5 protein-coding genes are annotated in these 13,366 nt (G+C 36.2%); all 5 read right to left on the bottom strand.

The features are described from left to right. A partial coding sequence (locus B6A10_RS12550; protein WP_188221148.1) for a carbohydrate-binding protein occupies window positions 1-2,190 on the bottom strand: 2,190 nt, incomplete at its 3' end. 264 nt (window positions 2,191-2,454) lie between these two features. Beyond that, on the bottom strand, window positions 2,455-3,099 hold the full coding sequence (locus B6A10_RS12545; protein ID WP_188221147.1) for a hypothetical protein: 645 nt from the start codon (window positions 3,097-3,099) through the stop codon (window positions 2,455-2,457). A 76-nt stretch (window positions 3,100-3,175) separates the two neighbouring features. Continuing rightward, complete coding sequence (locus tag B6A10_RS12540; protein ID WP_188221146.1) at window positions 3,176-10,249, bottom strand: pectinesterase family protein; 7,074 nt, start codon at window positions 10,247-10,249, stop codon at window positions 3,176-3,178. A gap of 182 nt (window positions 10,250-10,431) precedes the next feature. Further along, on the bottom strand, window positions 10,432-12,105 hold the full coding sequence (locus B6A10_RS12535) for a glycoside hydrolase family 28 protein (RefSeq protein ID WP_188221145.1): 1,674 nt from the start codon (window positions 12,103-12,105) through the stop codon (window positions 10,432-10,434). Between the two features lie 12 nt (window positions 12,106-12,117). After that, complete coding sequence (locus B6A10_RS12530) at window positions 12,118-13,344, bottom strand: glycoside hydrolase family 88/105 protein (RefSeq protein WP_188221144.1); 1,227 nt, start codon at window positions 13,342-13,344, stop codon at window positions 12,118-12,120. Between the last annotated feature and the right edge of the window lie 22 nt (window positions 13,345-13,366).

Here is a 13,366-nt window from a genome sequence, read left to right as displayed (position 1 = left end):
TGAAATTACCCCTGTTGTAGTATTCAAACTCAATCCTGCCGGTAAAGCAGGATTTACGCTATAACTTACCACTGCTCCTCCACTTACTGTTGGGTTCAAGGCTGTAATAGCTGTTCCTTTTGTTAACACGTTTGGAGTTGTATAACTTAAGTTAGTTGGTGCTACATCGTTTACTGCAATAGATACTGTGAAGCTAGTACTTCCTCCTGTATTGGTTGCGGTAACTGTATAATCTGTAGCTGTAAGTAATTCAGATGGCGTTCCTGAAATTACTCCGGTTGTAGTATCCAAGCTTAGTCCTGCCGGCAAAGTTGGATTCACACTATAACTCACTACTGCTCCACCGCTTACTGTTGGATCCAAAGCTGTAATAGCTGTTCCTTTTGTAAATACGTTTGGCGTAGGATAACTTAGTTCATTTGGTACAACATCATTTACAGTAATAGATACCGTAGCTGTTGTGCTTCCTCCTGTATTGGTTGCGGTAACTGTATAATCGGTAGCTGTAAGTAATTCAGATGGCGTTCCTGAAATAACTCCGGTTGTAGTATCCAAGCTTAGTCCTGCCGGCAAAGTTGGATTCACACTATAACTCACTACTGCTCCTCCACTTACTGTTGGGTTCAAGGCTGTAATAGCTGTTCCTTTTGTAAATACGTTTGGAGTTGCATAACTCAACCCAGATGGAGCCTCATTAGTAGCTTCATCGGCTTTTACCATCACATTAGATAAAACTGTGGCTGTTACATCTAGTGGATCTTTAACACCATGTTTTGGACCATTTACATTAGGAAACCAACGTAAATAAACAGTTTCTTTTCCTTCTGCTTCGGCAGGAAGAACTCCGCCTATTGAAGTGATAGAATTTGTATTGATAGTTGTCAAAGCTGAAACATTGACAAAGTTTACACCATCCAATGAATATTGAAAAGTCCATTCATCACATCCGTAATAATATCCTATTAAACCAGAAGACACATTAATATTTTTATAACCCACCGTAGATAAAGTTGTCATAAAATAGAAAAATTCTCCCCTATCGTTATTCCAAACACAAAAACCATTTGTCCCAGCTCTGTTTTGAAGTCTAACGTTTGGCGCTACAGAATTGTCCGAAACATGATAAGCAGCAAGAGTAGGCCTATTAGAAGCCTCAGCATATAATTCAGCCACTCTAGGATTTGCATATTGATCATTTTTAAATGTCCAAGCTGCAATAAAAGGTTCATTAGTAAATGTACCAGTAACGTTTGTGTTAGAATTTATAGTAACGGATTTACTTAAATCCGTAGAAAAATCAGACCAATTACTAAATTTAATAATTGGATTTTGCAGAGCAGTAACCGTTACATTTGTACCGTTTTCATAGATCGAGAAGCCCCCATCTTTTCCAGGAGGCGCAATTGAAAACTCTCCAAATCCTAATGCTCCCAGAGCAGTAGTTGTTAATGTATAGGTGGGAATCGTTTCAAATTCAGCCACTAATGTAGTATTGTCATTAATAGTAAATGTATAAGGATTTGCTGTTGAAACAGTAGTACCGTTTCCATCAGTCCATCTCGAAAATGCATAACCGAAATTTTTAGTAGCCGTAAGAGTTATTGAACTTCCTGCGGTGTATGATGTCGCTGCGGGACTAGCATCAATAGTCCCTGTATTTGATGGAGTTACAGAATTTGACAATGTATATAATACTGCACTCGCATCATTAGTAACTTTTTCAAAGTAATCTACATTACCAACATAAGTAGTTCCAGCAGTTTTAAAAACTAAATACAAATCATGGGTACCAGTTGTTTGCGTGATAGCTGCTGAAAAAATCTGATAAGTCGACCAAGAACCTGTTGATTTCATATTAATTGTACCTACTAAAGGACCATCTACGGCATCAATCCTAAATTCAATTGTTCCTGTAGCTGTACCCGCTGCTAGATTATTTGAATAACTAGAAGCAGCTACATCAAAACGGATATCGTATTGGCTAAACACATGACCTGCGAATTTAATCCAATAACCATTTCTACAATTTCCAATATTTTTGCCTCCAGAACGTGCGGTATTACTTTCAATAGAAACACCAGGAGTTAAGGCTTCAGTGTAAGCTTCAGCTTCATATCTGGTAATAGTTTCCGAATACCCTATTACTGTAAAAAACAACAGTAAGAGGGAAATTAATAATTTATTTTTCATCTTGGTTGGTTAGTTTAATTGTTAGTTATAAAAACTCCGGAGATTCTTATGAAAATCCGAAGTTTAGTAGTTTATCATAGATTTATTATTTTTTAGTTATTATAAAATTTGTATTTTTTTATTGTACTTCTCTCAATATTTATAGCAAGACAATACTTGTTGTTTTTTTCATAAAACGGTTTTAATAAGGCATAGGTATCCCATACATTTTAAATCAATTTTTAAAATGCCTTACTAATCAATATTTTAAGGAAATGTTTTTTTTTAAAAAAGAATCTGATGTTTTTTTTGGATACGCTCCTTTGACTTCGCTGTTCTGGCAGTAAATTCTGTACTTGTATATGATTTTACCGCACCACTATATTCAAAAGTAAAATCGATATCTTCCTCAGTAGAAACCAATTTACTATTTGTATAATGACTAGCTACACCTTTACCTACGAAATTTACTTCATAGTTATTGCCATTTTCAACAACAGTAAAAACACCACTAGTTGGTTTTATACTAACGCCATTAGCTACCATTAAACCCTTATCAGTAGATGTAATATTCAATCCTAAAATAGATTCACTCCATGATGTAAAAGTAAAGGGAGTTCCTTCTGAAAACTCACCTAAATTGTAAGTCCCAACAGCTAATTTTTTATCAGTTGAAGTTAATAATTCAAAATAAACAACAGCAGAAGTTTCCCCTGCTCCCGAAAGCGTTTCAGAACGTACCGTAAAGTCAATATTATAAGCATTACCTACCTTACCATAATTTTCTATGTAGCCTTGAGTAAGATTAACAGTTTGATCACCCATGGTGAGGGATCCCTGATTATTTGTGTTTTGATTACTATCATCACTAGAACAAGCGATAAAAAAAGTAACGAAAACCAATGAAAATATTTTGATTAAAGTTTTCATAATTAAATTAGATTTTAAAAATGTATTCTAAAATACAGGAGGCAAAACCATACGTTTCACCTCCTTATTTTAAAATTTATTTTATGATAATTTTAGTAGACATTCCTGTTTTAGCACTTTGAATAAGATAATATCCTGATGGCAAATCACTCACAGAAATCTCAGTTTCAACATCTTTAGTTTCTACTTGTTTAACCAATTTACCAGTTATGGAAACTATATTCACAGTATCATTTTCAACAGAAGATTTTAATGTAACATTACTTTTTGCAACAGTTGGATAAGCATAAAATTCTTTTAATTTTTTCCAACGTGCATATACAGAAACATTTTCTGTTTGAGTTGCATCAAATCCAGTTACTGGATTTGAATGGTTCTCATCTAAAAACCAACCCATAAAACGATACCCTCTACACTCAGCATCTAACAACTCGTAAGTTGATCCGATTTCTATTGTTTTCAAATTAGAATTGATTGCCAATTTAGGCATGTTTAAGTATGAAACCGTATAAGTTGTTGGCGCCGCATTGATTGGTCTATTATTACCCCCATCGCCCCAAAAAGCGTACAATGTTTGTGTTCCTGTAGCGGTTGCTGCGATAAACTTTATTACTCCAGGTACTGTTGGCGAATTTGACCAACCAAAGAAAGTATATCCATCTAATTCCGGAGTTGGTAATAATGTTACACCACCTTGTCTGTATTCTACCGGCGCAAGACCAGTTATAGGTTGTCCGTCAATTGAATTTAGATAAGTAATTGGAGAAAATGTAGCTGTTGTTTTTAACCATCTTGGATCTCCAATAGCTCCAGCTGTTGAAGAAGCCGTTGCTAGAGGCGAATTTTGAGAAAAACTAAAATCTCCTAGAGCTGGATTTGGGAACACCAATGCAGTAAGACCCAATCCACTAACTGTTTTCACATTAGTTTCCGTTTTAGTAACAGTTCCTTTTACAAGAATAGAAGTAACCCCATCCACTAAATTATTATCTAAAGTAGCTGCTCCTGCCCCACTTGTATGGTTTGAATAGAACATGTAAGTTGCTTTTGGATTATCCAATTTTTGTTGCATCACATTATTCTTAAAACTATAGACAGAAACCGAAGCATAAGGATTATTCACATATACTAAAGCATTCGTATCCATACTACCTACATTGTAAACCGTGTTACTTTCTACCTGAACATTGATTGCTTGTGCAGTATTACTACTGTTTTGCAATGCAATAAAATTCAATGCTTTATCAAAATTGTAAATCGTCGAATTCTTAACAGTGATTGCATTTACCAAATGAGCATCTGGTTGGATAAAATTATAGCCTAATGCAGCCGTACCATCTACAATACAATTATCAAAAGTGATTGCATCAATTGCATTTGCACTATTGCCTTCTGTTACTAACATGCTTTGTCTAACACCTTTGATAGTGGCATTTTTGATTTCTAAAGAAAATAAACTAGCTCCATTTTTTAATTGGATAAAATTCGAATTCTTATTAGTTAAATCAATCGCTACTCCATCGAAACTGAAACCAGCTGTCGCAATCGCAGCATCATCTGTATAGAAAGAAGTTGCTAAAATTGGCTTAGCATCACCATCTGGCACAAAACGATATTTGTTATTTGTAATAGCTAACGGAGTTGACGAAGTATAAGTACCCTCAGCCATAATAAACTTAGAACCATCTTCGGCTTTATTGTATTTCTCAACAAAATCAGTTGGATTAACATAAACATCTAAACTCCCGTTTTGATTGTCTGTAATGTTTTTTACTATGCCGTATAAATACACTTCAACGTTTGTATATTGACCATCAAGAGTTGATAAATTACCATCAATAGCATTGTTAGGATTCAATCCTTTTTCGTTTTCCCAAACATCCGGCATTCCGTCACCGTCAGTATCAACAGGAGCTTCGGCTGTAGGTAATACCGGCCATCCACCTGTAGCAGAAGGAGTATCAATATACCCATTAGTGCTTCCATTTCCACCATTCATAATAGAAGCAGTACCGGAACGGGTATCATTTACGGCACGTAAATCTACAGCATCACGATACAGACTAGCTCCTACATATTCTAGAACCAATTCGTAAGCTTTAGTAGCACTGTGTGTCGTAATTTCTCCCGGATTATGTGGTGTTTCAATTTTCACTTCGGCTTTGTCAGCATCACTTACCGGCAATTGACTACCATGAAACTGATTATAAACCCCATACGTCCAGTTATCCTGAGTAGCTCTAGCAGAACCCACTACATAATTTCCATCCACGTAATATTTTCCCCAAATACCATACAAAGGAGAAGTGGTATCTAAACTTCTTCCGGTAGACAAAATACGCTCCATAGTAGAACTGGAAGTTCCAGGCCCCGGTTTCCAATAGTTGTTTACCAAATTCACATTCATAGCATCACCGCCATAGCAGCTGTTGCCTCCCCAATTGTATATTACATTGTTACGAATGTCTACCAAATCAGTTAAAGCAAATGGATCATTAGCATATTCTCCTAATCTTGGATTACGGCTATCATGATGCGCTAACAAATTGTGATGGAAAGAAGCATTTTTACCTCCCCATACACCTCCATAACCATGGGCACCTTTAGCATGAACCGAATTTCTAAGACTTTCTGAAATCACACACCACTGCATAGTGAAATTTTCATTTTGATAAAAGGAAACACATTCATCGGTTGACCAGCTCATCGAACAGTGATCCACCATAATATTCTTTTGAAAACGTCCTCCTAAAGCATCATTTTCTACATCATGAGTATCCCCCATTCTAAAACGTAAATAACGAAGAATTACATTATTCCCTCTTACCTTTACATTATAATCCTGCAACGTAATACCACCACCCGGAGCCGATTGCCCGGCAATGGTTGTATTATCATAAATACTCAATTCACTTAGCAATTTAATATTACCTGAAACTTTGAATAAGATAATTTTAGGACCGCTTGTATTGATTGCCGCACGTAACGAACCAGCACCTGAATCATTTAAATTGGTTACATAAATTACTTTACCACCACGACCTCCGGTTACATATTTACCATGTCCTTCTGCTCCTGGGAAAGCAGGAATTCCTGTTGAACTACCACCTCCACCTGTATTGCTACTACTTACATTTATTGATCCTAAACCTGTAAAATATTCGGGATTAGTTGTACTGTCATAAGTACCTTCAGCTAACTCAACACCATTAAGTGTAAATGTTTTCACCTTAACAATGGTATTAAGCACCGCTTTTCCAGTCTCCGTAAAATTGATTATCAGATTTTCACCCGCTGCCTGCTCATGGCTAAAAACTACCTGATTGTCCTGTCCTACATTAATCGTTCCCGATCCAAAAGCATTAGCAGAAGCACCTTCTAGTACATTAATATAATTCAGACCAGCATATTTGGTGCTTTTTTGAGTTAAATCCCAAGTACCGTTAAACTCTGAATTATCAGCTTTCAAAAGCAATATTCCTGTATTTACAACAGAACCCTGACCAATATTGAAAGGAATTACATTTCCGTTACCTGAAACAGATCCTAATAGAGTCATTGTAGTTTGATCGGCGATGGAAGATTGCATTTCGAACTTCACATTCCCTGAAATTACCAAAGGTGCTTCAATTGACATTCCGGCACCACTGGTATAATAATACATGCCCGTACCTTCTTTAAAAATCAATTTACCCGTTGCCTTATGAGACCCTCTTAGACGTAAAGTTCCTGAACCAGAGAAAGTAATATCTCCCAAGAAAATAGTAGGAGTGGTTTCAATTTCTTTGGTTACCGATACCTGTTTCCCTGCTTCTGGGAAAACTGCTGGGTCAAAGTTTGTTGCCACATCCCAACTTTTGTTGGTTGCTGCAGTATATACATAATCAAAATTAGTAGGTGGAGCTACAACATTAGGCTGATTGTTTCCATTTTCACCCCAGAAAGCATAAAACACTTGATTTCCTGTTGCTGTAGTTGCAACATCTTTTATTGTATTTGGTACAGTTGCTGAAGTTGACCAACCATAAAAAGTATAACCTTCTAATGTTGGTGTAGGTAATGTAACTGCTGTACCTTCTGTATAAGTTACAGGCGTTAAATTGGCTAAGGCCACATTCCCTATAGAATTCATGTAAGATATCGAAGATGTTACTGGTCCTCCAACAGTGATTTTGCTTAAAGGACTCAAACCTCCATAAGCATTGGCAGCCTGAACTGTATACTCGTGTGAAGCTGCATCTGCCTGAGCATCAACTAATGAAAGATCGGTAGTTATTGCAAGCAGTTTTCCATCTTTGCAAACCACATAACAAATTGCATATTGATTGGCTTCCCAAGTTAAGGTCTTGTTTTCTCCCATCGCCAAATTTGCAGGTGCAGCAATTTGCTCTACAATTTCCAATGGATTCCATTTGTCTGTACCACTTAAAACATTTTCAATGGTATAAGCGTCTGCTTGCTCTTTAGTTAATACCGGATTGTAATTTCCAGTTGTTGGCACACCATTTACGGTAAACACATTGGTTCTATTGTCTGTATTTACTTTTACACCAATACCATTCACACTATTATATTCAGCAAAAAGAGCTGGTAAAGTTCCCATACTTGCCCAACCTACTGCATTTGGTTCCACCAACATTTTGGTATTTAAATAAACAGCTCTTGGCGAATTTTGCCAAGGACGTCCTAAATAATAACTTGTAGCTGCAGAAATCGTACAATTATTGAAAATATAACCATTCTGTACATTAGCATCATGGTTTGGAGCCACGATATAACCTGGAGCTACTGAAACCAAATTACATTGCTCGTACCAATGGGTTCCTCCACCACAAATGAAATCAACATCACCTTCAATGGTCGAATTATAATAAAAAGTTCTATTACCACCTGTTACTTCAGTATCCTGCTTACTTCTTAAACGAACGCCATTGTAAACATTACGGTCACCGGCAGGATTCAAAGCAGGACGTTGACCCGATGTAGTTACACCATCTTTATGTTCCACTGTTACGTTTTCCATATATAAGTCATTGGCTTCAATGGCCAAAACCGCATTCTTAATCCCCCATCCTGGATTACCTTGAAGAATAACACCATCTTTAGATTGAGCAATCAAAGACATATTATTTTTTCCGGCAGGAAGCGTTAACAATACTGATTGTGGATTGGTCCCATCACCACCTAAATTATAAGTCCCATTGGTAATAAAAACCAAATATCTAGTTGCTGAATTACTTGGAGCTTTGTTAAAAGCTTCTGCAATTGTTTTTACATATCTTCCCGAAGCTACCTGATCATCGGTTGCATTGGCATCTACTATTAAATCAAAATCACGTTTCGCAGGCACTGGTTTTTGTATAGTAGTAAATGAAAAACTTACCGCTGCTCCATTGTTATTCGATAAATCTTTTACAAATCCTGCTGGCAAACTAAACGTATAATTTGTATTATAGTCTAAACCGAAATAACTAAATTTCACCGTTTTGTTTACAAACTCTGCAGTAAGATTCTTAGTATTTAAAGTAGCTTGACCTGCACCAAACTGCACAGACTCATCATAATTTAGAATAATCGTTCCACTAGCACTTGCTGTTGTAGCTCCTTCAGTAGGAATACTGGATAGTAATACCGGAGCAGTATTATCCACTACTAAAACCTCATCGGCTTTTACCATTACATTTGACAATACCGTTGCGGTAACATCAGTTGCACTACCATGAGTTGGTCCATTTACATTAGGGAACCATCTCAGATAAATTTTTTCTTTACCCTCAGCTTCAACAGGAAGTACTCCTCCGATAGATGTAATAGAACTAGAATTAATAGTTGTCAAACTGGAAACATTGACAAAGTTTACACCATCTAAAGAGTATTGAAAAGTCCATTCATCAGCGCCATAATAATACCCAATTAAACCGGAAGACACATTAATATTTTTATAACCTACCGTAGAAAGTGTAGTCATAAAATAGAAAAACTGTCCACGGTCTGTATTCCAAACACAAAAACCATTTTTACCTCCTCGGTTTTGCAATCTTACATTTGCTGCTAATGAATTATCAGACACATGATACCCAAACAATTGTGGTCTGTTTTCTACATTAGAATACAATTCGGCAATTCTAGGGTGTGCATATTGATCATCCTTAAATGTCCAACCAGCAATAAAAGGTACGTTGGCATAATTAGCCGTAACCGATGTATTGGCATTCATGGTTACTACTTTAGCTGTAGTAGTGGATCCATCATCCCAATTACTGAATTTGATTACATCATTTTCAACTGCGGTAATCGTTACATCGGTTCCTTTTTCATAAATAGCAAAAGCTCCATCTTTTCCTGCAGGGCTAATGGTATAATCTCCTAAACCATAAGCTCCTGCTTTATTTACAGTTAATGTAAATGTTTCTAAAGTTTCATATTCGGCTACTAAAGTCGTATTAGCCGACATCGTAAAAGTGTAAGGGTTGGCTGTTGAAACTGTTGTTCCATTTCCATCTTTCCATCTTGAAAATTTATATCCAAAATTTTTATTAGCCGTTAATGTTACTGCTGTTCCCTGATTAATTTGAGTTCCTGCAGGATTTGAAGTAACAGATCCTGCAGCTTCTGGACTCGCAGAAGTAGTTAAAGTAAACAGTACCGCATTAGGATCATTGCTTACTTTTTCAAAGTAATCTATATTCCCTACATAGGTATTCCCTGTTACAGGTTTAAACACCAAATACAAATCATGCGTACCCGTAGTTTGGGTAATAGCCGCCGAGAATGTCTGGTAGGTAGTCCAGTTGGCAGTTGAGGTTGCAGTTATATTTGCAGTACCAATCAAAGTTCCATCAACAGCATCAATTCTAAACTCTACTGTTCCTGCTAATGCCCCAACAGTTGAAGAGCCTCCTTGCGTTCTAGAGGCAGCCGAAATATCAAATCGCGTGTCATATTGACTAAATACATGTCCAGTGTATTTAATCCAATATCCATTTTTACAATTTCCAATGTTTTTTCCACCTGAACGTGCTGCATTGGTCTCAATAGAAACGCCATTGAATTCATTATAATTCTCGGCTTCTATTCTTATTATTGTTTCTGAATACCCTATTACTGAAACAAACAGTAGCAATAGGGAAATAAAAAATTGTTTTTTCATTTTTTGGTTCATTTGGTTATCTAGTTTTCATTCCCTCCTAAAACGAAAATCTTATCTTTTAAAAATCTGTACTGGAGGTCTGTCACTGTAATCTAAGAGTTCTTTTGTTTCATATTCTTTTTGGTTTTAGTTTTATTAGTAATACTTTTTGGTTTGATAATAATACATTTCAAGCTGAGTTTTTAATCGATCAATTCAACCTGACTTCTAATTGTTTCTGGAATTTTTATATCCTGAAAATCCATCTTTTTATTCTTGCTGTTCAAGGAAATTGTTTTGGTCGAATCTCCTCCTATCAGGAATAATTGTTTCTGACCTATGGAATTAAAATTTTGAAAACTAACATTTTGACTATTAGCCATTTTTACTGAGAAATCCTGCTTTTCAAGACTTAAATCAACATTGTCGAAAACAATCTGCTTGGCATAATTAATTTGCATTCCCACTTCAGACAGGGCAAAAACATTTTTGAATTGAATATTCTCGACAGGCATTTCTGGAAGTCCCATTATTTTAACTGCTTGTTTGGCGCCATTGATGAAAACATTCTTGAAATACATATTTCTAAAGGCTGGTGTTTCTTCTGTAACTGGCATAGATTCTACCATCAATTCACCAGTCACCGGATCTTCGATGGCATTTTTTCCAAAATAATAAAGGTTGAAACGAATGGCTTCGGTAGGAATATTGCTCATTCGTACATCTTCTACCCAAATGTTTTCGACTACTCCACCTCGACCACGAGTAGATTTAAAACGCAAACCGCAATCAGTCCCAATAAAGGTGAGGTTTTTGGCCAATATATTTCTTACACCTCCAGACATTTCGCTTCCTACCACAAATCCTCCGTGGGCATGATAGACTACGCAATCTGAAATCACAAACAATTCGGTTGGTTTTGCACGATCTCTCCCCTCTTTATCTTTACCCGATTTTATACAAATAGCATCATCACCCACATCAAAACGGCAATTAGTAACTTTTCCTATTCTACAGCTTTCAATATCCAAGCCATCTCCATTTTGTGAAAACCAAGGATTTCGGATGTTTACATTATTTATCGTAAGATGTTCACACATCAGCGGATTCACATTCCATGCAGGAGAATTTTGGAAAGTAACTCCGTCAAGCAGTACTTTTTTGCAATTCACCAAACTTACCATTACCGGACGCAATGCCTGTTTGTAAGGTTCCATATTATCTATGGTTCTTATTTTAGGAAGTTTATCCTGTTCTTCATTTCCGGTCAAAGCTCCCTGAGAGGGATACCAAGTTTTTCCGTTTTTGGATAAGACTCCTCCTGATTTAACCAATTCCTCCCATTGCCCTGCAGTCATTTTATTACTCTTAATTGGTCGCCAAGCCATACCATTTCCGTCAAAAATACCCTGTCCTGTAATGGCAATATTCTCTAAATCTATTCCCATAATTGGTGATTCACAGCGAATGGTTTTACTACCTTCAAAATAAGAGTTAATCAATTTATACTGACTCATATCATCTGTAAACCGTATAAATGCCCCATTTTTAGTATGCAAATTCACATTGCTTTTCATCTTAATCGGTCCCGTAGTCCATAAACCTGAAGGAATCAATACAACACCTCCACCCGATTTTGAAGTACGTTCTATTGCCTCATTAATCGCTTTGGTACATAGCATATTGGTATTTGGAATTGCCCCAAAATCAAGAATATTCAAGGTATCTGCCTTAAATTTTGGCAATTGTACCTCGGGCATATGAAATGGAAATTTAGAATTCCCTTTTACTTTGTTTTGGGCAAAAACTGCATCTACAGTCATCAAAACCAATAAAACTGCCAGGCCGGCAATACTATTTTTACTAATTTTTATCATTATCTAATTCTTCTATTTTTTATCTAAATTCTTTTGTAATTCAAGCGCTGCCAAAATAAATGGACCCACGGCTTTTGCATCATTATTTCTGATAGGTTCAGAAATATAATATTCGAATGAGCCATCTCTATCCTGAGGGTTTTTTCCGCCTAAGCCAGCTACTGAGCAGCATTTTGTTATAGAAATAGTTCCATCATTCTCTTCTATAATGAACTGTTTTAACACAGCATCAAAACCAGTCCTCGCAGCTTTTAGGTATTTTGATCCAACATATCCTTTGTTATAAGCTTTGGCAAACGAATAAATAAACATAGTGCTACAAGTAGATTCTAAATAATTTCCTTGCTTACGAGGCTGATCCATAACCTGCCACCAAACTCCCGATTTTTTATCCTGAGATTTTAAAACAGCGGCAAAAACTTTATTAAGTATTTGAATGAGTTCTTTTCTTTTAGGATGATTTTGGGGTACAAAATCAAGAATATCAACCAATGCCATACAATACCATCCTTGCGCTCTACCCCAAACATGAGAAGAAGTTCCTGTAATTTTATTAGCCCAAAATTGCTGGCGCTTTTCATCATAACCATGAAAATTTAATCCTGTTTTTGGTTCATAGGTATGCTTCTGAATCAATTCTACTTGCAAAATAGCATCATCGATAGCCTTTGGGTTATTAAATTCAGCACCATACTGAGCAGAAAAAGGATCGGCCATGTATACCCCGTCTAACCACATTTGCCACTGGTAGGATTTTTTATGCCAATAACCTCCATCTGAATTTCTAGGGTGATGTTCCAACTGCTTATGAAGTGAATCCATAGCTGTTTTATATCGATTATCTTCTGTTTTCTTATAGATATCAAAAAGCATTTTTCCTGAATTGACAAGGTCTAAACTGTATCTATCAACGGCATATCCTCCTAAAATTTTTCCTTTATCATCTATTAACTGATTGGCATATTCAAAGGCATAATCCCAATATTTTTTATCCTTGGTATAATCAAACAGCTTTTGGTTTGCCAGACAGACCAATCCATTGGTATAATTCCATTTTGCTGCTTTAGCACCATCAAGATATACCGGATTGGGAACTCTTTTATGATCAGAATCTGCCATTTTCTGTGCCCAGACAATTGGTTGTAACTTGTTTTGACTGTTTTTGGAATTTATTTGTCCAAACAAAACAATCTGACAAGTCAAGAGCGTGAAAATGGTATATTTAATTTTTCTTTTCATTTGTATAAAAGGATAATCATTA

It is taken from the genome of Flavobacterium pokkalii (genome assembly GCF_014596575.1).
GTDB classification, from domain to species: Bacteria; Bacteroidota; Bacteroidia; order Flavobacteriales; family Flavobacteriaceae; genus Flavobacterium; species Flavobacterium pokkalii.
This window is presented reverse-complemented; position numbering and strand designations above follow the sequence as displayed.